The sequence below is a fragment of the Gordonia sp. ABKF26 genome (genome assembly GCF_041103195.1).
In the GTDB taxonomy this organism is placed as follows: domain Bacteria; phylum Actinomycetota; class Actinomycetes; order Mycobacteriales; family Mycobacteriaceae; genus Gordonia; species Gordonia terrae.
The window spans coordinates 2737868-2761422 of sequence record NZ_JBGCVZ010000003.1 but is presented as its reverse complement, the minus strand read 5'-3'; the positions used below and the strand labels follow the sequence as shown (position 1 = coordinate 2761422).

Genomic DNA, 23555 nt, shown 5'->3' with positions numbered 1-23555 from the left:
TGTGGTTCAGTCGCGGATGAGTTCGCCGTCGACACGGCGCCAGATGTGTTCGGGGTTGCCGTCGGCGATCGGCCGCGGCAGCAGTGACGCCGGCACGTCCTGATAGGCCACCGGTCGCAGGAATCGCTCGATGGCGAGCGATCCGACGCTGGTGGTTCGGCTGTCGGAGGTGGATGGATACGGTCCGCCGTGCACCATCGCGTGTCCGACCTCGACACCGGTCGGCCATCCGTTGAACAGGATCCGGCCGGCCTTGAGTTCCAGCGCCTCGAGCAGGTCGCGGGCATCCTCGTGGTCGGAGTCCGCGGCGTGGACGGTCGCGGTGAGCTGACCTTCGAGCTCCGCGGCCACCTCCCGCACCTGCTGCAGGTCTCGACAGCGCACGACGAGGCTCGACGACCCGAAGATCTCCTGCTGCAACGTCGTCGACGCGAGGAAGGTCTCGGCGTCGGTGCCGAAGAGCGCGGCCCGACAGGTGTTCGGCCCGGTCGACTCCTCGGACCGGGCGAGAACGTCTGCGGCGGAGACGAACTCGTCAACTCCGGACGCATAGCTCGCGGCGATGCCCGGGGTCAGCATCGGCGTCGGCGTCGACGACGAGATCGCTTCGGCGGCCCCGGCGACGAAGGCGTCGAGGCCGGGGCCGTCCACGGCGATCACGAGACCGGGGTTGGTGCAGAACTGTCCCGATCCCATCGTCAGCGAGGCCACGAACGCACGGCCCAGGCCCGCCGCGTCGTCGCGCAATGCACCGTCGAGCGGGAAGACGGGGTTGATCGAACTCATCTCCGCATACACCGGGATTGGTTCGGGACGCGAGGCGGCAGCGGCGACGAGAGCTGTTCCGCCCGAACGTGACCCGGTGAATCCCACCGCCTTGATGTGCGGGTCGGTGACGAGTGCGATACCGAGTTCACGGCCGGTGCCGTACAGCAGCGAGAACGTGCCCGCGGGCATACCGGTGGCGGCAACCGCATCGGCGATCAACCGTCCGACCAGTTCCGAGGTACCGGGGTGGGCATCGTGCGCCTTGACCACGACCGGACATCCGGCCGCGAGCGCCGACGCGGTGTCGCCGCCGGCGACCGAGAACGCCAGCGGGAAGTTGCTGGCGCCGAACACCGCCACGGGACCGAGCGGGATCTTGCGCTGCCGGATGTCCGCACGCGGCAGCGGCGTCCGGTCCGGTCGCGCGGGATCGATGCGCGCTCCGTGCCAGCTGCCCTCGCGCAGCACCGAGGCGAAGAGGCGAAGCTGACCGGACGTGCGGCCGACCTCACCGGTGATCCGGGCGGCCGGGAGCCCGGTCTCGGCGACAGCACGCTCCACGAGGACGTCCGTTGCGGCGTCCAGATTGTCGGCGATCGTCGAGAGGAACTGCGCACGATGCTCGGAGGCGGTCGCGCGATAGGGACCGAAGGCGGCCGCGGCGGCGGCGGTGGCACGAGCGACGTCTGCTTCGTCGCCGTGTGCGTACGCGGGCAACAGGCGCCCACCGGTGGTCGGGTCGATGCCGTGTACGGCACTCCCCGAACCGGTCACCCGCTCACCGGCGATGATGAGCTGACCGGTCAGGTCGTGCGTGGTCAGCGGTGCGGGTCGGTGCGCAATGGTCATCGTGGTCCCATCCCTTGTGAGTTGGCGTCTGCCGAGATCGCCGCGCCGTGGTCACGCCCCGAGCGATGTCGTCTGCTCTCGATCGGCGGCCGCGGTCGGCGTCGGCCTCGCCCTGAGTTCGGCCTTGTCACGACCGTAGGTCCGGCCATTCATTCATGTCCAAGTCAATTACTGACGCCATCAATGCGGGTGGTGCATCGATCCAGGTGAGTGATTCACGAGGGGACGAGACGATGCGCATCTTCGGTGTCATCCGGCCGGCCCACGCCGGGGCTCAAGCCCGCCCTGCGACGACGGGCAATGAGACAATCACAGCGCCGAACCCGACATAACGCACATGCGCCGAGCCACGGCGGATGTGCCGATCGTCGGACCGGGCACACCACCCACTCGACGAAAGCGGAATCCAGAACCGATGAAGCGCATTCGCCTCCTCGCCATCATGGCCCTGGCCATCTCGGCACTGACCATCTCCTTCGGCACCGCCAACGGCGCCCCCGCGCCTGCCGCGCCGTCCCACCACTCGAGCGCCTCCGCCGACGGAACCTCCATCATTTCCCAGCTGCGCAACGCGACGTTCGTCGCGGGCGAGCAGGAACTCCGGGTCGTCGACGCCCGCGGACAGACCATCGAACGGATCGGACTCGTGCTGCCGTTCGACGGGGCCGCGGTCCCGATGCGCGCGCAGGTCTCCGCCGATCGCACCCAGGCGACGTTCACGCCGATCCTCTCCCCCGAGGCGCGTGCGGCCATCGCGGCCGGCGTCCACCCGGCATCCGCCAAGAAGGACCGGGCCTACCAGCAGATGATCTGGCACATCACCAACGGCTGGAATCGCGGCGGCAACGTCACCACCGCGATCGGCGCGCTCGCCGGACTCGTCATCGGCTGCATCGTCATCGTCGGCTGCGTCTGGGGCGCGGGCGTCGGCGCTGCCATCGGCGCGGTCATCGGCATCAACAACGGCGACCCGCGTGCGGGACAGTCGATCCTGAACTGGATCAACACCCCGTAGCAGCACCGAAGCCCGACACGCGTGGGCATCGACACGAATCCCCGACCCTGATCTCCAGGGTCGGGGATTTCTGTTGTGACCCGGCCCCGCCGGCAGCGATCCGCGCACAGTCAACGCATATCAACGCACAGTCGACGGAAGCCGCGAAAGCCGCGACTCCGGAACCCTCCCGGCGCTCGCTTTACAAATTGCCCCGATTGTCTAGACAACGGACATTGCCTCGGTTAATGTCCAGTGCTGTACATCACAGCCCCGTCCAGACAGGAGTGCGCATGAGTACCGCACCGACCCCGCCCGCCGCGGACGACTCGCCCGTCGAGTGGAAAGACCGGAAGCGCCATCTGTGGCTTCTCGGCCTGATCCCACCAACATCGGTCTTTCTCGCGATGCTTCTCGTCGCCGGGTTCAATGCCATCGGCCACGGCCTCGATGTCGTGTCACCGGTGTGGTGGTGGATCGGGCCGATACTGGTCTACGTCCTGCTCCCCATCCTCGACGTGTTCTTCGGGCCCGACGGTTCGAACCCGCCCGAGGAGCTGATGGAGCAGCTGGAGAACGACAAGTACTACCGCTACTGCACCTACATCTACATCCCGTTCCAGATCGCGAGCCTCGTGATGGCCTGCTACCTGTGGACGGCCGACGACCTCGGCTGGCTCGGCATCGACGGCGGATTGGGCCTGGCGTCGAAGATCGGGTTGGCCCTGTCGATCGGCGCGATGGGCGGGATCGGGATCAACACCGCCCACGAACTGGGCCACAAGAAGGACGACCTCGAGCGCTGGCTGTCGAAGATCACGCTCGCCCAGACCTTTTACGGTCACTTCTTCATCGAGCACAACCGCGGCCACCACGTGCGGGTCGCGACGCCCGAGGACCCGGCCAGCTCGCGGTTCGGAGAATCGTTCTGGCGCTTCCTTCCCCGCAGCGTCTGGGGAAGTCTGAAGTCCTCGGTCGAACTCGAACGCAAGCGACTCGAGCGTGCGGACAAGCCGTTCTGGCACCCGAGCAACGACGTCCTCAACGCCTGGGCGATGTCGATCGTGTTGTGGGGTGCGCTCACGGCGATCTTCGGCTGGGAGATCCTGCCGTTCCTGGTGATCCAGTCCGTGTACGGCTTCTCGCTGCTGGAGACCGTGAACTATCTCGAGCACTACGGTCTGCTCCGCCAGAAGACCACGACCGGTCGCTACGAACGATGCACTCCGGAGCACAGCTGGAATTCCGATCACATCTGCACGAACATCTTCCTGTACCACCTCCAGCGGCACAGCGATCATCACGCGAATCCCACCCGGCGGTACCAGACCCTGCGCAGCTTCGACGGTGCCCCGAACCTGCCGAGCGGGTACGCGAGCATGATCACGCTCGCCTACTTCCCCCCGGTCTGGCGGCGCGTGATGGATCGGCGGGTGCTCGACCATTACGACGGTGACGTCGAACGCGTCAACATCGCACCGCACCGCCGCGAACGCGTCCTCGCCGAGCACGGGGTGTCGCCGCGATGAGCACATTCCGTTGTCCGGTCTGCGATTACGTCTACGACGAGGCCGCCGGCGCGCCCCGTGAGGGCTTCCCGCCCGGCACCGCGTGGGCCACCATCCCCGACGACTGGCCCTGCCCCGACTGCGGGGTTCGCGAGAAGATCGACTTCGAAGGAGTGGCAGTACGATGAATTTCAAGCTTTTCCGTTGCGAGGTATGCGGTTTCGAGTACGACGAGGAACTCGGCTGGCCGGAGGACGGCATCGAACCCGGCACACGCTGGGCCGACATCCCCGACGACTGGAGCTGCCCGGACTGCGGGGCGGCGAAGACCGACTTCGAGATGGTCGAAGTGGCGCGTCCATGAGCGCCGTTCGCGTCGGTGACTCCGGGAGAGACGTGTCGGTGGTGATCGTCGGCACCGGTGTCGCCGGCATCACCGCCGCGGAGACACTGCGTGGCAACGGTTTCGACGGGACGATCACCGTCTTCGGGGAGGAGCCACATCTCCCCTATCGTCGAACGGCGTTGAGCAAGAACCTCGTCGTCGGCGACCTGTCGGACGCCAAGATCACGCTTCGTCCGCCCGGGTACTGGTCGGAGCGGGGCATCGACATCGTGACCTCGACGCGAGTCGTCGACGTCGACACCTCGTCCCGCCTGGTCCGCCTCGCCGACGCCACCGAGGCCGGTTATGACGCGCTGGTCCTGGCCACCGGCGGACGTGCCCGGCAATTGCCCGGCGGGTCGTCGTCCCCATCCTCGTTGCGCACCCGGCGCGACGCGGAGGGACTGCGGGAGGCGATCGCGGACGGACCGGTGGTCATCGTCGGCGGCGGACTGATCGGTCTGGAGATCGCCGCGGCCGTGGCGACCGCGGGTGAGGGATCGCAGGTGACCGTGGTCGAGCGCGGATCGTCGTTGCTGTCCCGGGTCGTCCCGGCGTCGGTGGCCGAGGCGGTGGCGACCCTGCACCGTGAACGCGGTGTCCGGATCCTCACCGGCGCGGAGCCCATCGCACTCGGCGCGCAGACGGTGACACTCGCCGACGGGCAGACGATGACGGGGACGGTGATCAGTGCCGTCGGAATGGAACCCGAGCTCGACTTGGCGCGCAGTGCCGGACTCTTCGTCGATTCGGCCGGTGTCGTCGTCGACGATGCGCTCCGCACGGGGGTGCCCGGTGTCTATGCGGCCGGAGATGTCGCGGCGCGTCCGCATCCGTTGACGGGGGCACCCATGCGTGCCGAGCAGTGGCTCACGGCGACCGAGCACGGCAGACTGGTCGCCATGACGATCGCCGCCGACCTCGGATCGGACGCCGACACCTCGGTTCCGGTGCCGCGAGTGCCACTGGCCTGGACGATGCAGTACTCCACGAACATCCAGGTCGTCGGGTGGCCGACCTCCGGGGACCGAGTCGACGTCGAACTCGTCGACTCCAGCTCGGTCGTCCGGACCTTCGCGGGTGATCGACTGGTCGGGGCGGTCTGTATCGGACGGGGTGCGTCCGGGCGCGCCCTGCGCGCCGAGATCGAGTCCTCGCTCCAGCCGGCCGGCGTCGGATGACGACACGCAACTTCGCCCAGGACAGCAGGGCCCTCCTCCGCAACTCCCTGCTCGACGGGCTACACGACCTGCTGCTGGACCGGGATTGGGCGGCGGTGCGCATGTCCGACGTCGCCGCCGCCACCGGAGTCAGTCGTCAGACCGTCTACAACGAGTTCGGGTCACGCTATGGCCTCGCCCAGGGCTACGCGGTCCGGTTGGCCGGTCGTTTCGCCGGCCACGTCGCGGACTCGCTGGCCGGTTCCGTCGACGACGTCACCGAAGCCCTGCACAAGGGTTTCGGTGAGTTCTTCGCCGGGGTCGCCACCGATCCGCTGATCGCGTCGCTGCTGTCCGGCGAGGCCAAACCCGATCTGATGAAGCTGATCACCACCGATGCCGCACCGATCATCACCACCGCGGCCGACCGGCTGGCCGATGCCTTCCGCCAGTCCACCTGGCTGACGATGGCGGAGTCCGACGTCGTGCGTATCTCACGCGCGATCACCAGGATGGCCCTGAGCTACATCGCCATGCCGCCGGAGGGCGATCGGGATGTCGCCGCCGACCTCGCCGCCATCATCGCCCCGGCCATCGAGGTGGCCCGCGAACGGGTCTGACGGTCAGCCGCGCAGGAGGCTCCGCGTGCCGCGCCGGATGACCGCGCGATAGATCCGGTCGATGGTGCCGACCCGTGCGTCCTCGGGGTCCACGAGTTCGTTTTCCGCGATGACCGATTCTTCGCCGTCGATCGTCTCGCGATCGAAGGCCTCGAGTGTCCGGCCGGGGCCGGTCAGCCCGTCGATCGCCCTCACGAGCGAATCCGCCTGAGCCACGGCCTCGTCGAATACCCGGTGCTCGACGCCCAGATGCTCGGATAGCAAGCGCGTACGCATGGACAGGATCGTCGACCGCAGGGTCCGGTCCGCCGGATCACGCGGATCGGCTTCGATCGCGACGTCACATTCACTGTCGAATCCCAACGACCGGTTGTTGAGGTTCGACGACCCGATGCGCAGGAGGACGTCGTCGACGATCAGCACCTTGGCGTGCACGTAGATCGGGTCGCCGTCGGCGGTGACCGGATAGTAGGCGCGGAATCGGTCGTACTTGTCGGCGCGCCACAGCAGTTGCAGGAGTTTGTGCCGCGCACCATCCATCGCGAGTCGCTCGACCGGGCTGTCCGCATGCCGAGGCAGCACCACGACGATCTCGGGACCGTCGGGCTCGGCGAGGCGTTCGGCCAGCGCATCCGCGACCTCCCGGGCCGCCAGGTACTGACTCTCCACGTAGATGGTCCGTTGCGCCGCAGCGAAGGCCGCGCGATAGAGGCGACGGATCTCCTCGACCTGGGGCCGGGCGTCGTACTGCGGAATCGTCCGCGCCACCGCAACGTCGCAGTCGGTGAACGTGACGTCGAGATCCGCCGGCCAGATGTCGGGGCCGTCCGTGTCGACCAGGGGCTTGAGACACTCGCCGGTGGCTGCTTCCCAGCGGTCGAGGGCGACGGACGCGACCACACGCGCGGCGTCGCCGTCGAGCGCAACGGTGACGTCGTGCCACGGCCCATGCGGCCGGCCGTCGGGATCTCGACGAAAGTCGTTCTGCGACAGATGCTCCGAGGTATCCCAGCGGTCCACGGTCATGTCGATGCCGCCACAGAAGGCGAACTGGTCGTCGATCACCGCGATCTTCTGGTGGTGGGCGGCCGAGACCGGGTGCGCGGCGTCGATCCGATAGTGCAGACGGCGACCGGTGAGCAGATCCTGGACGAACGGCGGTGCGACCCCGCGCAGGATGCCGGTGAATGCTCCGGTGCTCCAGCGCAGGACGTGGATCTCCAGCTCCGGACGGGTGTCGATCAGCCACCGTAGGAAGTCGCCGAGCACATCGGGGACCTCATCGTCGGTGGTCGTCGGGTCGAGTCTGATGCGGGTGTCCACATCCCACCCGATGAGCACGATTCGTCGCCGTGCCTGCAACAACGACGACTTCGCATGCAGAAAGTAGTCCGCCGCATCGACGATGCAGGCCACGCGGTCCGCGGTCGCGATCTCGCGGCACGTGTCCCCGGCACGCAGGATCGGCTCGTGAGCTGACTCGTCCACCGCGTTCACTCCTCGCATCGCCTCGGGCCCCGACCGGCGTCCATTGTGCCAAGGCACCGTGGCGCCCGCGCGGGCGAGGCGGGTCGCCGCCGGGCTGCGCGCCGGATGCCTACACTCGTCGAGGTGACCGCCGACCCGACTGCCGATCGACCAGAGGACGCTGCCGAGCACGCGCGCCCGACGCGTCGGGGCGGCCGGCGCATGGCGATCGCGGCGGCGCTGGTCGTGGTCGTTCTCGCCGGCGTCGGCCTCGTCGCCTGGCGGACCGTGCCCGAGCGGTGGTTGCCCTGGGACACCGCCGAGTTCCCCGAGGTCGACGCATCCGAGCTCACGCCGGGGCAGGTGCGGGTCGTCGAAGCGGTGCGGCGCGAACACGCCGCGCAGCGCCCGGGGACGTTCTTCTCCGAGGGCGCCGACGAGCCGTGGTGCGCGAACTTCGTCAGCTGGATCATGCGGGCGGCGGGCAGTCCGCTGGCCAACCCGCATTCCGGCCACTGGCGCATCCCCGGCGTGTACACGCTCCAGGAGTACTACGAGGCCGAGAACCGGTTCGAGGCCGTCGGCGACCACGCACCCCGGGTCGGGGACGTCGTGCTCTACGACCGGTCGTCGGGATTCGGTCAGCACACCAACATCGTCGTGGCGGTCGACGGTGAGACCGCCGTCACGGTGGGCGGCAACGAGATGGGGCGCATCCGGATTCACTCGCTGGACTGGCGGTCCGACGGTGGTGTCGTCGGTTTCGGTCGTGGCCTCCCCGGATGACGGCGATGGACTTCACCGGTTTCCCCGAGGCCGCACTCGACTTCTACGACGACCTGGAGATCGACAACTCCAAGGTGTTCTGGGAGGACCACAAGGACGTCTACCGCTCGGCGGTCGCCGAGCCCATGAGGGCCCTGACCGACGCGTTGGCCGACGAGTTCGGTCCGGCCAAGATCTTCCGGCCACATCGCGATGTCCGGTTTTCGAAGGACAAGACGCCGTTCAAGACCCATCAGGGCGCGTTCGTCGCCGTGGCCCCGGCCACCGGGTACTACGTCCAGATCGGCGCTCCGGGTGTCCGGGTCGGCGCCGGCTTCTACGAGGCGTCGCCGGCCCGGCTCGCCGAGCTGCGGAAGTCCATCGACCACGACCGCAGCGGACCGGAGCTCGAGAGAATTCTCCGGCGGCTCACGAAGGACGGCTGGGAGATCGCCGGGGACCGGCTCAAGACCGCGCCACGTGGATACGACGTCTCCCATCCGCGGATCGAACTGCTCCGCCACCGGTCGTTGTCGGTCGGCCGGGACTACGGATTCGACGAGATCATCCACTCGCCGGAACTCGTGGATCGCATACGCCATGACTGGCGGGTGACGGTCCCCTTCGTCGAGTGGACAGCGGTCCGCATGAACAGCTGACGCCGGACCGCTCGGGCGGTTCGTGCTGGTCCACCCGGACCAATTCACGACGAGTTCTCCGGTTTGGCGCGCGCATGCGGATGCGGCGGGGTGATACTTGCGCCGACCGCGTCCGAGATCACACCCAGCGTCTCGGACGATCACGAGTACCGGGGCGGACGGCCGATGACGACCCTTTCCGACGGCATCGCCGCCGAGCTCGACGCCGCGCTGGCGGGGCGCGTGCATCGACCCGGGTCCGCCGGATATCGAGAGTCACTGTCGCGCATCTTCTTTCCCGACGCGTCCCGACGCACTCCGCCATGTGTGGTGCACCCCCGGGACACCTCGGACGTGGCCACGGCCATGCGGATCGTCTCGGCCGGCGGTGGTCGCGTCACCGCCCGTGGGGGCGGACTCAGCTCCACCTGCGTCGACGACTCCGCCGTGCTGATGGACCTGTCGGTTCATCTCACCCGGATCGACGCCCACGACGACCGCGTCCGGGTCCAGGGCGGCGCCACCGTCGGCGCGGTGCTCGAGGCACTGACCGGGTCCGGGCGGGTCATCCCGGTGGGCATCGTCGGTCTGGCCGGGTTCGGCCTCGCCACGCGCGGCGGCGTCGGATACCTCACGCGGAGCGCCGGACTCACCGTCGACCATCTCGTCGAGGTCGAACTCGTCCGGCCCGACGGCGAGGTGGTCCGGCTCGACGCGGACAGCACGGGCACCGAGGCCGACCTGTGGCGGGCGGTGCGCGGATGTGCCCCGAGCTTCGGCGTGGTCACCGCGGCGGAACTGCGCACGGTGGCGCAGGGCCTGGTGCACATCGACCGTGCGGTGGTCGAACTCGATGCGCTGGCCGACTACTTCGCGGTCGCGCCCACACTCCCCCGACACTCGACGATGGGCGCGGTCCTCGGGTACGGCACCGATGACGACGAGCCCGCGCTTCTGGTCTACACCGCGTGCCGTGGTTCCCGGGCGACCGACCTCGCCGAGGCACGCGAAGCCACCGACGCCGTCGTGGCCGGTTCCGCCCGTCCGCCCCGCTTCCGGTCGCAGACCACGGGTCGCTATCTGAGCGGGTTGCCCGAATTCGCGCACCCCGGTCCGGGCGGCACCGACCCGCCGCCCATCCGGGCAGCCGACCCTGACACGTCGTCGGAACGCGGGCATTTCTTCGGGAAGTCGGTGTTCGTCGGTCCGACGCTCGGGGACGACGTCGCCGACGGATTGCGGAACGCGATCACCGCCGCCCCGACCCGGGCGTGCCGTATCGATTTCCAGCACACCGGCGGCGCCCTCGCCGACGTCGACGACGCGAGCACCGCCTTCTGGGGCCGTGGCGCGGAGTGGAACGTCCCGCTGAACGCCATCTGGTCCGACGACGCCGCCACCGATCGGTGTGAGGCCTGGGCCCGCGCCGCCCTCGACGTGCTGGCCGCGGACACCATCGGCGTCTACAGCGTCGAACTCCGTCCCGGATTCGCCGAGACCGAGCGGGAGACCGAAGCGGCATTCGGCGGCAATCTCGCGCGACTTCGACGACTGCGGGACCACATCGACCCCGGTCGGGCACTGGGGGTTCTGCCGCTCCGATCGCCCACCCGCCCGAGACCACGCCGGAGGACCCATGACCAACGAGATCTCCCGCCCCGAGACGGGGCGGAAGTCCGGAGCCCCCGAGGGCGCCGCGACCCTCATCATCGGCCAACGCGTCCATCCGGGTATGGACGATCGCTACCGGGAGTGGTTCGGGAAGATCGAGACCGCGGCGGCCCGGTTTCCCGGCTTCGTCGGCTCGAAGCTGCGGGCGCCGGATCCCAGCCAACCGGACTGGACGGCGATCTACGGATTCGACTCGGTCGGCCACCTCCAGGACTGGCTCAACAGCGCCGCCCGGCTCGACCTCGTCGACGAGGGCAAACCGCTCTTCGACGGTCCGGCCACCGCCCAGGTCCTGGCGCCGGGCACCGCCGAGCCGGAGACCCTCGTCACCGTCGTGGTGTCGCACCGGGTCGCCGAGTCCAAGGTCGACGACTTCCTGGCGTGGCAGCGACAGGTCGACGCCGCCGAGCACCGTTTCCCCGGCTTCCGCGGCACGGAATTGTTCCGGCCGGTCCCCGGCGTCCAGGAGGACTGGACGATCTCGTACCGCTTCGACACCGCCGAGCACCTCGACGCCTGGCTGACATCCGGTGAGCGTGCCCAACTCCTCGCCGAGGCCGAGGACTTCGGCGACTTCACCCTTCGCCGGATCGACCACTCCTTCGGCAACTGGTTCTCCCACGGCGGGGATGACGCGCCACCTCCGTCGAATGTCAAGACCTCCGTGGCGGTCTGGGTCGGCCTCTACCCCACGGTGGTGTTCCTCACCCTGATGACGGCGCCGCTGGGAATGCCGTTATGGCTGGGCATGCTGATCGGAAACCTGTTGTCCAGCTTCGCGATGAGTTATCTCACGATGCCGTACTACGTGAACCGGGTGCTCGGCTGGTGGCTGCAACCGAAGTCGACAGCGCCTCAACCCCGGACCAACCTCCGGGGCGCGCTGCTCATCATCGCGCTGAACGCGGCCTGGGTCGCGATCTTCTACCTGATCACGGTCCAGTTCTGGACACTCCCGTGAGTGCGTCGCCGTGACAACCGGTGTCGCCGGGCCTCGCCCCGGTCGGATCGTGGGCATCCTCCTGTGCGTTGTCCCGCTCAGCCAGATCCCCCTCGACATCTACACGCCGGCGATGCCCGACATGATGACCGACCTGTCCTCCACCTCGACGGCCGTCCAGGCCACCGTCACCGCCTACATGGTCGGTCTCGCAGTGGGTTTCGTACCCGTCGGGGTGCTGGCCGACGCGTGGGGGCGGAAGCGGGTTCTGACAGCCTGCATGGGCGTGACGATTGTCGCCAGCCTCGCCTGTGCGGCGGCGACGACAGTGCCGATGCTGCTCGGTGCCCGCTTCGTCCAAGGACTGGGCGCATGCGCGTGCATGGTCCTGAGTTACGCCGTTGCCGCCGACTGTTTCCGCGGCAGGAAACTGACCTCGGTCGCCGGATTGCTGGGTGCCGCCTGGGGTCTCGCACCGGTCATCGCGCCGGCCGTCGGCGGTGTGCTGGCCCAGTTCCTGATCTGGCGGCTCATCTTCGTCCTGATCGCGGCGATGACCCTCCTGGTCGGCATCGTGGTCGTGATGGCCCTGCCCGAGACGCTCGCCCCGGGCGACCGTGTCCCCGTCGATGTGCGCGCCACGTCCCGGACCTCCGTCTCGATCATCACCCACCCCGTCTTCGCCTGCTTCGTCGTCGTTTTCGGGTTGATGGCGGCGGCTCAACTCGCCTTCGGCGTCGCGGGCCCGTTCCTCTATCAGTCCGAGCTCGGATTCACGCCGGCCGCATACGGTCTGATCGCCCTGTGTGTGGGCGCGGCGAATCTCGTCGGCGAACTGGCGTGCAGCTACTTCGCCACCAAGACGTCGACGCGTCGGCTCGCGTACGGCGCCTTCGTCCTGTTCGGCGCCGGCACCGCGGTGATCCTGACATCGGCACTCACCGTCGGTTCCGATGCGTGGGCCCTGACGATCGGTGCCGCGCTCGCCCTGGCCGGATGCGGCATACTGTGCCCGCAGATGTACGGCCTCGCTCTGGGACTGTTCACCAGGAACCTGGGGCTGGTCGGCGGGATCGCCACCGCCGCCTCGTATCTGATCGTCTCGGCGGCGTTGACCCTCGTGGGCGTCCTCCCCGAGACCTCTCCCGCTCCGCTGGGCTGGTTGTACGCCGGCTGCGGACTGGCCGGGGTCCTCCTCCTCGGGTGGGCGACGTCGGCCCGACACCGAACCGAACACCCGACCATCCCTCAGACGCCGAGACTCACCGACCCACAACGCCTCTGACCTCCCGAACGCAACGACCGCACCACATCAACCGAGGAGCACCGATGACCGACACCGTCCACTACGGGCACATCTTCCATCTGGCCGGCAGTCCGGCCGTCACCGAGGCGGTCGACGCACTCGTCTCGATACCCGACGGGGCGCTGGTCGTCGGCGACGACGGCACGGTCAAGTTCGCCGGCGAGAAAGCCGATGTCCCGGACGAATTCGCATCGGCGGAGTCCCACGACCACCCCGGCGGGTACCTCATCCCGGGTTTCGTCGACACCCACATCCACTTCCCGCAGACCTACGCCGGCGACTCCTACGGCGGCGGGCAGCTGCTCGAATGGCTCAATCTCTGCATCTTCCCGTCCGAATCCAAGTTCGCCGACCCCGAATTCGCCCAGGCCGCCGCGGTCGAGTTCACCAGGCGTCGGGTCGCCGCGGGGACGACCGCCATGATGGTGTTCGGTTCCGCCTTCCCCCACGCCCAGGACTCCCTGTTCACCGAGACCCAGAAGGCCGGACTGCGTATCGTGGCCGGCCGCGGAATCCAGACCGTCGGTGGTGACACCGCCAAGCCGCTGCTGACCTCGGAGGAAGAGGCGATCCGCCTCACCAGGGCCGAGATCGACAAGTGGCACGCCGCCGACACCGGCGACCACCGCACCGCGTTGCTGCACGTCGCGATCGTGCCGCGGTTCTCCCTGTCGGTGACCACCGAGACGCTGAAGAACCTCGGCGACCTGTACGACGAATACCGGGACCGAGGCGTCTACGTCCACAGCCACCTCAACGAGAACAACCGACCCGGAACCGGGGAGGTCGACACCACCAAGGAGGTCTACCAGGTCGACTCCTACCTCGACACCTACGACGGCAAGTTCCTGCCCGGCTCGCAGGTCGGCGGCAAGAGCCTGCTCGGTCCACGGACCATCCTCGCGCACTGCGTGCACTGCCAGGATGCGGAGCTGGCGCGCATGGCCGAGACCGGCACCTCGATCTCGCACTGTCCGGTGTCCCAGTTGTTCCTCGGGTCGGGCACGATGCCGTGGAAGCGCACGGTTGCGGCGGGTGTGAACATCTCCGCCGGAACCGATTTCGGCGGCGGCGACGAATGGCTGATCCCGCGCGTCCTCGGCGACGCGTTCAAGCAGCACATCACCGAACCCGGAGACGCCGGGGTGTCGATGCACCCGGCCGAGATGCTGTTCATCGGAACCGTCGGGGGCGCCCGCGCGCTCGACATGGAGGACCGCTTCGGCAACTTCGATCAGGGCAAGGAGGCCGATTTCCTCGTCATCGAACCCGTGGACGCCCTGAAGTCGACGCTGGACAACGCCGTCCGTTCCGACGACGCCGATCTCGCTCGCGACCAGACTCTGTTCGGCCTGTTGATGGGCCTCCGCGAATCATCCATCGCCGAGGTCTACGTCCAGGGGCGTCGGGTCACCGTCTGACCGGCCACCGGAACTCTCCCCGGCAGGAGACGACGATCGTCACCACACACGACGCCACCGACACCGCAGGCACCACCGCGATCATCGCGGTGTCGGTCTTCCACGCCGGCACCAGCGGCGATTTCGCGGAGTGGGCCGCGACGCTGGCCGCCTCGGCCACCGATTCCGCCGGCTGCCTGGGCGTCGCGATATCGGCGGTGACCGACGGACATTTCGATCCGGCGGTCGCGACCACGTTCGTCGACGAGGACGCCCTGGACCGGTGGCTCGCCGGTCCGGGACACCGGTCTGCGCTCGAGGCCGGACGAGCGCGCGGTTGGCTACCGGCGACGCCCGTCCTCGAGCTCGTCGACGGACAGTCGCCGCCGCCCGGAGTCGGCGCGTTCCGGCACGACATCGTCGCCGGCGCGGTCGGCGACTTCGTCGCGGCGCAACACGTGTTGACCGATGCGGCAAGCGGCTTCGGCGGCTACGAGGGCACCGCCCTGTTCGTCGACGACGAGCGCGAGACGTCGCTGTCGGTGTTGCGGTTTCGCACGGACCGTCAGCTGGCGGCCTGGGTGTCGTCGAGCCGACGCAGCGAAGCCCTCGCCGGGCTGCGTTCGAGTCTCACCCACGATTTCGAGACGATGGCCAGCACGACGGCCTTCGGCACCACCGTGCGCACCGACCGCGGCCGGATACTGCAGACGCCGAACTGGAAGTCGGCGATGATGGTGCTGCTGGTGCTGTACCCGACGGTGATGACACTGTCGAGGTTCCTCGGCCCGACCCTCGATCGCCTCGGCGCGGAACCGTGGCTGGCGCTGTGGCTGAGTCAGGTGGTCAGCGTCTCGCTCATGCAGTGGTGGCTGATGCCGTGGGCGTCCCGCCCCTTCCGGCGGTTCCTCGATCCGGTCGACGGGAACAACTGGCGCAGCAACATCGCCGGAGCGGGCACGATCCTGGTGCTCTACCTGATATGCCTGACGGTCTTCGCCAGCGTGACGTGGCTGCAGTTCTGGGATTTCGCCGACGCCTGAGTGTTTGTCAGTCGACGATCCCGTCCAGGTAGACCCATCGACCATCGAGTCGCGTGAAACGACTGCGCTCGTGCAGCGATCCCGGTTCCGGTCCTCGTCGGTAGTACGCGGTGAAGGTCACCTCGCCCTCGACGTCGAAGGGTGATCCGGCAGCTGTCGACTCGATGTCGAGGCGATACCAGCGCATCGACTCGTCCAGATCCAGCGTGTCGGGGCGGGTGTCGGGATGCCAGCTGACCAGCAGATGGTTCCGATCTCCGAGCGCGAAAGCGGTGAAACGCGAACGCATCAAGGCCTCGGCGGTCGGTGCGGGGCGCTCACCGGCGAGAACGGGTCCGCAACAGTCGCCGAGGACGAGACCCGACAGACACGGGCACCTCGCGGAGACGTTCCGGTTTACCGATTCACTGGTCACCTCTCGATCTTAGGGGTAGACAGGAGGAGCGGCCGTCCGCGCTGCGGACCCAGCACCCCACGCCCGAAGGTTCTCATGATTGGAGCGGTTCCCTTGTCGGACAACGTGTATCGAGTCATCGAAGTCGTCGGGTCCTCGGCCTCCGGCACCGATGACGCCATCCGGAATGCGATCACCCGCGCCTCGTCGACCGTCAACCATCTCGATTGGTTCGAGGTCACCGAGACCCGCGGCCACATCGAAGACGGTCAGATCGCCCACTTCCAGGTGACGCTGAAGGTCGGCTTCAAGATCGAAGGCTCCGGCGACGCGACACCGTGATCGCCACGGCGCGTTCCACACGGCGGATCTCACCGCGTGAGGAACGCGCCGGGCCCGGAGGCCCACCGGTCCGTCACCGCCGTCCCCGACCCGCTGCGGCGGTCGAGGCGCGCCGACGGCCCCGTCCGCGTTCGGCGTGCGCCTCTTCGACACCGAACCTAGACTTCGGGGACCATGATGCGCGACCACGTCCCTGGGGGCCGGAGTATTCGATGAGGTACCACCAGACCATCGCCGGCACCACCCATGAGTTCGACGGCCTCGTCGAGCTGATGGCGAAGGCGACGCCGCGCCGGTCGGGAGACGAGCTCGCCGGTTGCGCCGCGGAGTCCGATGCCGAACGAGCAGCTGCCGCATGGCAACTCGCTGACGTACCGCTGAGCCGGTTCCTTGACGAACCCCTGGTGCCGTATGAATCCGACGAGGTGACCCGACTCATCGTGGACACCCATGACCGGGCCGCGTTCGCCGAGATCGCCCACCTGACTGTCGGCGGGTTCCGGGACTGGCTGTTGGAGATCGCCCCACGCGCCGACGCCGCCGATCGGCTCTCCCGGATCGCCCCCGGACTGACGCCGGAGATGGTCGCAGCAGCGTCGAAGATCATGCGGAACCAGGACCTGATCCTGGTGGCCGCCGCGGCGAGGGTGACGTCGGCCTTCCGCACCACCATCGGGCTGCCCGGCCGGATCGCCACGCGCCTGCAACCCAACCACCCCACCGACGATCCCCGGGGTATCGCCGCGGCCACCCTCGACGGGCTCTTGATGGGATGTGGCGACGCGGTCATCGGGATCAACCCGGCGTCGGACTCACCGCGAGCGACCGCGGACCTGCTCCACATGCTCGACGACATCCGGCAGCGTTTCGAGATCCCGATGCAATCGTGCGTGTTGTCGCACGTCACGACCACCGTCGACCTCATCGAGCAGGGTGTACCCGTCGACCTCGTGTTCCAGTCGATCGCGGGTACCGAGGGCGCCAACAAGGGATTCGGGGTGACGCTGGACATCCTGCGCGACGCCGACGAGGCGGCACGGTCACTGCGTCGCGGAACCGTGGGCGACAACGTGATGTACCTGGAAACCGGTCAGGGATCGGCACTCTCGGCCGGCGCGCACCTCGGCGTCGGCGGCAAACCGGTCGACCAGCAGACCCTGGAGAGCCGCGCGTACGCGGTGGCGCGCGTGCTGAAACCACTGCTGATCAACACCGTCGTCGGGTTCATCGGTCCCGAATACCTCTACGACGGCAAACAGATCATCCGTGCCGGACTCGAAGATCACTTCTGCGGCAAGCTGCTCGGGCTCCCGATGGGCGTCGACGTCTGCTACACCAACCATGCCGAAGCCGACCAGGACGACATGGACACGCTCCTCACGTTGCTCGGCGTCGCCGGGGCCGCGTTCGTCATCGCCGTGCCCGGGGCGGATGATGTGATGCTCGGCTATCAGAGCCTGTCGTTTCACGACGCGCTCTACGTGCGTGAGGCACTGCACCTTCGGCCCGCTCCCGAGTTCGAGTCGTGGCTGGCCCGACTCGGCATGACCGATGGCGACGGTCGGGTTCTACCGGTGGAACCCGGCGAGTCTCCCCTGCTACCGCTGACGGCCGGGCGATGACCGCGGACCGGCCCGCATCCGCCGACAAGGCGCAGCACCCCGACCCGTGGGCCGAGCTGCGCCGGACGACCCAAGCTCGTATCGGACTCGGCCGCGCGGGCAATTCGCTTCCGTCGCGGCGGGTCCTCGAATTCCAGGCCGCCCATGCACTTGCGCGCGACGCCGTGCACGAACCGCTCGACGTCGACGAGTTCGCCCGTGGCATCGGCGAACTCGATCTCGATGCCCCGATCGTGGTCACCAGTCGGGCGGCGACACGCAGCGAGTACCTGCGCCGGCCGGATCTGGGCCGGTTACCCGACGACCTCTCGCAGGTGCCGCGCGCCGACACCGAGATCGGGATCGTGCTGGCCGACGGACTGTCGCCGCGGGCTCTCGCCGACCACGGCCACGGCCTCGTCGCGGCCCTGCTGCGACAGTTCGACGGCCGCTACTCCATCGCGCCGCCGGTCATCGCGACCGAGGCACGCGTCGCCCTCGGCGACCACATCGGCGAGGCCCTCGGCGTCACCACCCTCATCGTGATCATCGGCGAACGTCCCGGCCTGTCGGTCGCCGACAGCCTGGGGATCTACCTCACCCATCTCCCCCGGCCGGGGCGGGCCGACTCGGATCGCAACTGCATCTCCAACATCCACCCACCCGACGGCCTGCAGTACGACGTCGCGGCGCGGACGACTGCTGCACTCATCGACGGCGCCCGCCGACTCGGACGATCCGGGGTCGCACTGAAAGACATGTCGCGCACGGACGCCCTCGAGCAGATCGACGACGCGGAGGCACTCACGCACGAGTCGTGAGTGCCCCTGGGGTGGCCGCGAACCTGCTTCCCACTGGGCAGCGGCGAACTTCAGGTCCCCAGGATCTTCGCCTTCTGCGCGGCGAACTCGGCCTCGGTGAGGATGCCCTTCTGGTAGAGCGCGCCGAGCTCCTTGAGCGCCGAGATCGTGTCCGTCGGGCTCGGCGTGGGCTCTTGCTGGGGCGGTTGTTGCGGCGGCTGGGAGTACTGGGGCTGGGCATACTGCTGCTGCGGGTCCTGTGCGGCACCTTGTTGTGCCCACCGGCTGGCCTGGCGACGGGACACCCGGTTGCTCACCGCTGTCGCGGTGCCGGAAATGACCGCGGTGCGGGCGACACCGCGAAGAAGTCCTGGCATGTTCTGTCCTCTCGAGATTCAGGTCGGTTGTCGAGGTGGCGGTTACGCGGTCGGCGCGGCCGGGGTCGCCGCGTCGGCGGCATCGAGTTGGGCGAGCAAGGCGTTCACCGGTATCCGTCCCGAAGCGACGAGCTGTCCACCCCCTTTTCGGACGGCCGTGGCGAACGGAGCAGCCCATGCGTTCTCCCACACGAGGACCGCCGCGCTCGACCCCGGATCGATCACCGTGGCCGCCTCCGCGAGGTCGGAATCGTCGAGCAAGGAGGTCGCCGCGCCGTCGAAGATCGCGAAATCCGCGCCGAGGGAGTTGATCTCGAGCCGGGCAACCGTTCCGTCGGCGTCCTTGGTGATGAAGACGATGTCGATCAGCCGCACGATCCCGCGGTCGATCAGATCGATCAGATGTGGAAGTGCCTCACCAGTCGGCTGCTTGCCCGTCCACTCGACCACGATGTAGTCGATGGGTCCGAGTTCGCGATCGGCCGTCTGGTCGACACCTGCTTGGTCGTCCAATTCCTTCTCCCTGTCTCATGCCGGCGATGTGACCTCATCGAGGCCCCGATCACGACCGCAGGTCGACCACCGACCGTCCGGGTTGCGCCTGATACAGCTCACCGATCTCATTCGCGTACTTTGTCGCAATCGGCTTGCGGCGCAACTTCATCGTCGGGGTGAGCTCGTCGCCGCCGGGGTCCCAGGCGGTCGGCACGATGGTAAATCGCTTGACCTGCTCCACGCGGGACAGTGACTGATTTCCGGCACGAATTGCCACCGCAACCTCGTCCACCACCTCCGGATGTGAGGACAACTCGGTCAGATCGGCGCCGGAGAGATCGAGCTTCTTGGCACGCGCGGCGGCGGCATCCGGATCGAGCACCACGAGCGCCGACACATAGGGCCGGGCGTCGCCGATCGCGGCCACCTGACCGATGAGCGACGACGCCGCCTTCATCGCGTTCTCGATGTTCGTGGGCGACATGTTCTTTCCCGACTCATTGATCATGAGTTCTTTCTTGCGGTCCACGATGGTGACATTCCCGTCGTCGTCGATCGTCGCGATGTCACCCGTCGACAGCCATCCGTCGGCATCGATGGTCTCGGCGGTCTTGTCGGGCTGTTTGCGATAACCGCGCATCACCACCGGCCCCCGGACGAGGAGTTCACCGTCGTCGGCGAGTTTCACCTCCATGCCGCGTACCGGAGTGCCGACGGTACCTATCCGGAGATTGTCGCTGGTCGTCATCGTCGAGACGCCGGTTGTCTCCGACATCCCCCAGACCTCGAGCACCGGGATACCGAGTCCCAGGAAGAATGTCAGGACCTCGGGCGGAATCGCGGCGGCACCCGAGCCGGCGAAGGAGACCTGATCCAGCCCCAGTGCGGTGCGGACCTTGTGCAACACCAGACGGTCCGCGAGGCCGTGCGCGAGGCCACCCGATCTCTTGCCCTCGACCCGAGCCTGCGCCGTCGACGCCCCGACCCCGAACGCCCAGCCCGCGAGCGCCTTCTTCACCGGACTGGACTCCTCGGCCAGCTTGGCCTCGATGCCCGCGCGGATCTTCTGCCACACCCTCGGCACGCCGAAGAAGAAGGTCGGGTGCACGTCGGGAAGTGCGGCGGCGATCTCGCGGGGATCGGGCACAGTGGTGATCTGGATACCGCGCATCATGTTGGCCGCGTGCGACGACACCCGGTCGGCGATGTGCGCCGCGGGCAGGTACGAGATGGCACGGTCGTCGAAACCCGCCTGCACGATCTCGGCGAGCGCAGCCATCTCGGCGACGATGTTGCGATGGGTGATCTCGACACCCTTGGGCGGACCTGTGGTTCCCGAGGTGTAGATCAGGGTGGCCAGGTCGTCGGGCTGCACCGCCTGCCACGACGCGGTGAAGTCGAAACCCTCCGGTGCCGGCGTCTGTTCGACGTCGGCGAGTGAGACGGCACCCGTGGCCACTCCGTCGACGACGACCGTCGTGGACACCGCGGTGTTCGCTGCGGTGAGCACCGGGAGGAACACCTGCTCGGTGACGACGACGGAGTTCTCCGCGTTCCCGAAGAGATACTCGATCTGTTCCGGCGAACTCGTGTTGTAGATCGAGAACGGAATCGCGCCGAGGTGGAGCGCGGCGGCGTCCACCAGATGGAACTCCGGACGGTTGGTCAGCATGATCCCGACGGTGTCGCCGCGCTTGACGCCCAACGCCGCGAGACCCCCGGCGATGGCCTCCACCCGGCGCGCGTACTCGGCCCAGGTGATCTCCTGCAACCCGCCGACGGTGCGGAGCGCGATGGCGTCGGGGCGCACGGTGATCGTCTGCTGGAACGCGGCGGGAAGCGTCGCGACGGCGACGCCGGTCTGGTGGGGAAACGTGATGGTCTCTGCAGCGGTCATGACAGTCCTCGACTTGCCGGAGTGATGTGTCGTACGTCACAGTAGCGAGTGAGGACGGGTGTCACGACCGGTTCCGCCGAACGGTAACCGGTTGGCAAAAAACCCAGATCAGGACTGTTTGTCGAGCGAAGGACCGTCTGTCAGCGACTCCAGGTTCCAGCCTCCGCCGCCGGTCAGTTCGAGCAGGTCGGTGTGATGCTGATCGGTCGTGCTCCGGTGACTGACCGAGACCAGGATCGTCTCCGGCAACTCCGTGCGGATCAGCGAGTACAGCGAGAACTCCAGACCCTCGTCGACCGCCGAGGTCGCCTCGTCCATGAACACGGCCTGCGGACGGGTGAGCAGGATACGAGCGAACGCGACGCGCTGCTGCTCGCCCGGCGAGAGCACCTTGACCCAGTCCTCCTCGTCGTGGAGCCGGCCGACGAGGTGCGGGAGGAACACCTTCTCCAGCGCCGCCTTGATGGCCTCGTCCCCGACGTCGTCGGGTAGCGCCGGGTAGGCGACCGCGGTCCGCAGGTCCCCCAGCGGGATGTAGGGCATCTGCGACAGGAACAGAGTGTGTTCGCCTGGCGGGCGGGCGAACTCGCCATCGATGAACGGCCACAATCCGGCCAGGCCGCGAAGCAACGTGGTCTTGCCCGACCCCGACCGTCCCTTGACGACGAGGGCTGCGCCGGGGGCCAGCGAGAGGCTGAGCGCGCTGATGAGTTCGTCGCCGCTCGGGGTCTTGATGTCGATGTCCGACAGCGCAACGGCGCGTTCCCGATCCACGGTCGTCACCTCGGGCAGGTCACGCGAGCGCGAATCGGCGTCGGCGAGACCGTCGAGACGGATGATCGATGCACGCAGCGCCGTGAAGTCGTCGTAGGCGTTCCGGAAGAACGAGAGGGCATCGTGCATCTCTCCGAAAGCGGATGCGGTCTGCGTCATGTCGCCGAGTTTGATCTGACCGTCGAAGAAGCGAGGCGCCTGGACCAGATAGGGGAACACCGCTGCCAGTTGCGACGCGCTGAAGTTCCAGCCGACGAAGGCCAACTGCACATGGATGATCTGCCAGAAGTTCTTGACGACCGCACGGAATCTGGTCATCAGATTGTTGTGTTCGACGCGCTCGCCGCTGTAGAAGGCGACGTTCTCGGCACCGTCACGGATGCGGACCAGGGCGTAGCGGAAGTTCGCGGTGAGGCGCTCGCGCCAGAAGTTCAGGCGGATCAGCGGACGTCCGATGGCGAACGCGACAACGCTGGCGACGAGGACGTAGACCAGCACCAGCCACATCATCATCCGCGGGATCTCGACACCGAGCAGGGTGACCGGACCGGACAGGTCCCACAGGACGATCGAGAACGACACGATCGAGGCGCACGCGGGCAGCACACCGTTGGTCGACACACCACCACCGCCCCAGAACAGCGACGAGCCGACGGATGCCAGATTCGTGATGTCCGCCTCGATACGTTGATCGGGGTTGTCGACGCCGGGGTGGATGTCGGCGGCCCGGCGCCGCGGTTCGGCTTTGCCGCGTCCGAAACGTCTGCGCCGCAACAACCCTGCGCTGAGGTCCACGAAACGGTTGCGGTAGAAGGCGCGGCCGGCCATCCAGTCGGCGGTGGCGCCCTCGGTCAGCCAGTAGCGCAGGCGGATGTCGAACGCCGCGCCCACGTAGATCTCGACCATCGTGCGGACGACGTGGACCGCGGCGAGGATGCCGAAGATCGCCATCGAATGCCAGAACGCATCCTCGCCGATCCGGAGCATCTCGGCACCCTGCGGCCCGCCCGCGGCGATCCCCTCCGCCGCGGTCTGCAGGGACGTGTACAGATCGTTGCTCCAGTAGCTGAACAGCACGCTGAGGCGCACCCCCAGCAGCGACAAGAGCGTGAGCGCGACGACGAGCCCCCACGCCTTCAACCGGGTCGCCCGGCCGGTGAAGAACCCGCCGATCACCCGCCACAGGGGCGCACCCCACCGGCTGAACCGGGAGAGCAGATATCCGATCACGAGGACCGCCACGGCGGAGATCGCGAACGCGATGGCCAACCATTTCAGACTGGCCCACACCTCGTTGCCCCAGTCGATGCTGTACTCCACGCACTCTCCTCGCTACGGACGCCACGACGGGCATCCCGGTT

The 23555-nt window shown here is 68.0% G+C and carries 22 protein-coding genes and 1 pseudogene; 16 read left to right on the top strand and 7 right to left on the bottom strand.

All coding sequences use genetic code 11. From position 1 onward, the window contains the following. Positions 1–6: 6 nt before the first annotated feature. The gene (locus AB4Z55_RS12885) at positions 7–1617 is read right to left on the bottom strand and encodes an aldehyde dehydrogenase (NADP(+)) (RefSeq protein WP_354562747.1); all 1611 of its coding nucleotides are present in this window, start codon (positions 1615–1617) and stop codon (positions 7–9) included. A 415-nt stretch (positions 1618–2032) separates the two neighbouring features. On the opposite strand from AB4Z55_RS12885, the gene AB4Z55_RS12880 reads away from it, so the two are divergent. The 6 genes from AB4Z55_RS12880 to AB4Z55_RS12855 all read left to right on the top strand — a co-directional run bounded on the left by AB4Z55_RS12880 (position 2033) and on the right by AB4Z55_RS12855 (position 6284). Continuing rightward, positions 2033–2632: a hypothetical protein gene (locus AB4Z55_RS12880; protein WP_101819530.1), complete on the top strand. Its 600-nt coding sequence runs from the start codon at positions 2033–2035 to the stop codon at positions 2630–2632. A gap of 272 nt (positions 2633–2904) precedes the next feature. Further along, on the top strand, positions 2905–4140 hold the full coding sequence (locus tag AB4Z55_RS12875) for an alkane 1-monooxygenase (RefSeq protein WP_369519853.1): 1236 nt from the start codon (positions 2905–2907) through the stop codon (positions 4138–4140). Beyond that, positions 4137–4307, top strand: a complete 171-nt coding sequence (locus tag AB4Z55_RS12870; RefSeq protein WP_064569808.1) for a rubredoxin — start codon at positions 4137–4139, stop codon at positions 4305–4307. Before AB4Z55_RS12875 ends, AB4Z55_RS12870 begins: the two co-directional genes overlap by 4 nt. Next, positions 4304–4483, top strand: a complete 180-nt coding sequence (locus AB4Z55_RS12865; RefSeq protein ID WP_004019853.1) for a rubredoxin — start codon at positions 4304–4306, stop codon at positions 4481–4483. The genes AB4Z55_RS12870 and AB4Z55_RS12865 overlap by 4 nt, the downstream gene beginning before the upstream one ends. Beyond that, the gene (locus AB4Z55_RS12860; protein ID WP_369519852.1) at positions 4480–5685 is read left to right on the top strand and encodes an NAD(P)/FAD-dependent oxidoreductase; all 1206 of its coding nucleotides are present in this window, start codon (positions 4480–4482) and stop codon (positions 5683–5685) included. The genes AB4Z55_RS12865 and AB4Z55_RS12860 overlap by 4 nt, the downstream gene beginning before the upstream one ends. Continuing rightward, entirely contained in the window at positions 5682–6284 is a 603-nt protein-coding gene (locus AB4Z55_RS12855; RefSeq protein WP_369519851.1) for a TetR family transcriptional regulator, read from the top strand. Before AB4Z55_RS12860 ends, AB4Z55_RS12855 begins: the two co-directional genes overlap by 4 nt. 3 nt (positions 6285–6287) lie before the next feature. Here AB4Z55_RS12855 and AB4Z55_RS12850 read toward each other — a convergent pair whose 3' ends face one another. Then, positions 6288–7772 (bottom strand): phospholipase D-like domain-containing protein, encoded by a 1485-nt coding sequence (locus tag AB4Z55_RS12850; protein ID WP_354562750.1) that lies wholly within the window; start codon positions 7770–7772, stop codon positions 6288–6290. A 201-nt stretch (positions 7773–7973) separates the two neighbouring features. On the opposite strand from AB4Z55_RS12850, the gene AB4Z55_RS12845 reads away from it, so the two are divergent. The 7 genes and pseudogenes from AB4Z55_RS12845 (at position 7974) to AB4Z55_RS12815 (ending at position 15514) form a co-directional block, all read left to right on the top strand. Continuing rightward, positions 7974–8537 carry a CHAP domain-containing protein gene (locus AB4Z55_RS12845; RefSeq protein ID WP_239401212.1) on the top strand — a complete coding sequence of 188 codons (564 nt, stop codon included), beginning with the start codon at positions 7974–7976 and terminating at the stop codon, positions 8535–8537. Between the two features lie 5 nt (positions 8538–8542). Then, positions 8543–9175, top strand: coding sequence for a DUF2461 domain-containing protein (locus AB4Z55_RS12840; protein ID WP_354562881.1), 633 nt, complete (start codon positions 8543–8545; stop codon positions 9173–9175). A gap of 165 nt (positions 9176–9340) precedes the next feature. After that, positions 9341–9805, top strand: a pseudogene (locus tag AB4Z55_RS12835) (FAD-binding oxidoreductase); the annotation flags it as partial. Between the two features lie 985 nt (positions 9806–10790). Then, positions 10791–11786: an antibiotic biosynthesis monooxygenase gene (locus AB4Z55_RS12830; protein WP_354562753.1), complete on the top strand. Its 996-nt coding sequence runs from the start codon at positions 10791–10793 to the stop codon at positions 11784–11786. Between the two features lie 10 nt (positions 11787–11796). Further along, complete coding sequence (locus AB4Z55_RS12825) at positions 11797–13050, top strand: multidrug effflux MFS transporter (protein WP_369519850.1); 1254 nt, start codon at positions 11797–11799, stop codon at positions 13048–13050. A 44-nt stretch (positions 13051–13094) separates the two neighbouring features. Then, positions 13095–14492: an amidohydrolase family protein gene (locus AB4Z55_RS12820; RefSeq protein WP_369519849.1), complete on the top strand. Its 1398-nt coding sequence runs from the start codon at positions 13095–13097 to the stop codon at positions 14490–14492. 89 nt (positions 14493–14581) lie between these two features. After that, positions 14582–15514, top strand: coding sequence for an antibiotic biosynthesis monooxygenase (locus AB4Z55_RS12815; protein ID WP_354562758.1), 933 nt, complete (start codon positions 14582–14584; stop codon positions 15512–15514). 7 nt (positions 15515–15521) lie between these two features. Here AB4Z55_RS12815 and AB4Z55_RS12810 read toward each other — a convergent pair whose 3' ends face one another. Beyond that, positions 15522–15929, bottom strand: coding sequence for a YchJ family protein (locus AB4Z55_RS12810; protein ID WP_369519848.1), 408 nt, complete (start codon positions 15927–15929; stop codon positions 15522–15524). 93 nt (positions 15930–16022) lie between these two features. On the opposite strand from AB4Z55_RS12810, the gene AB4Z55_RS12805 reads away from it, so the two are divergent. The 3 genes from AB4Z55_RS12805 to eutC all read left to right on the top strand — a co-directional run bounded on the left by AB4Z55_RS12805 (position 16023) and on the right by eutC (position 18672). Then, positions 16023–16250, top strand: coding sequence for a dodecin (locus AB4Z55_RS12805; protein WP_033203881.1), 228 nt, complete (start codon positions 16023–16025; stop codon positions 16248–16250). Positions 16251–16462: 212 nt separating this feature from the next. Beyond that, positions 16463–17872 (top strand): ethanolamine ammonia-lyase subunit EutB, encoded by a 1410-nt coding sequence (locus tag AB4Z55_RS12800; protein ID WP_239400948.1) that lies wholly within the window; start codon positions 16463–16465, stop codon positions 17870–17872. Next, the gene (gene eutC / locus AB4Z55_RS12795; RefSeq protein WP_239400950.1) at positions 17869–18672 is read left to right on the top strand and encodes an ethanolamine ammonia-lyase subunit EutC; all 804 of its coding nucleotides are present in this window, start codon (positions 17869–17871) and stop codon (positions 18670–18672) included. The genes AB4Z55_RS12800 and eutC overlap by 4 nt, the downstream gene beginning before the upstream one ends. Positions 18673–18722: 50 nt before the next feature. On the opposite strand, the gene AB4Z55_RS12790 is transcribed toward eutC, so the two are convergent. The 4 genes from AB4Z55_RS12790 to AB4Z55_RS12775 form a co-directional block, all read right to left on the bottom strand. Beyond that, positions 18723–19028 (bottom strand): SHOCT domain-containing protein, encoded by a 306-nt coding sequence (locus AB4Z55_RS12790; RefSeq protein ID WP_369519847.1) that lies wholly within the window; start codon positions 19026–19028, stop codon positions 18723–18725. 42 nt (positions 19029–19070) lie between these two features. Then, positions 19071–19541 (bottom strand): DUF6325 family protein, encoded by a 471-nt coding sequence (locus AB4Z55_RS12785; RefSeq protein WP_004019837.1) that lies wholly within the window; start codon positions 19539–19541, stop codon positions 19071–19073. 49 nt (positions 19542–19590) lie between these two features. Continuing rightward, the gene (locus AB4Z55_RS12780; protein WP_354562764.1) at positions 19591–21420 is read right to left on the bottom strand and encodes a long-chain fatty acid--CoA ligase; all 1830 of its coding nucleotides are present in this window, start codon (positions 21418–21420) and stop codon (positions 19591–19593) included. Positions 21421–21528: 108 nt separating this feature from the next. Continuing rightward, positions 21529–23514, bottom strand: coding sequence for an ABC transporter ATP-binding protein/permease (locus AB4Z55_RS12775; RefSeq protein WP_239400956.1), 1986 nt, complete (start codon positions 23512–23514; stop codon positions 21529–21531). Between the last annotated feature and the right edge of the window lie 41 nt (positions 23515–23555).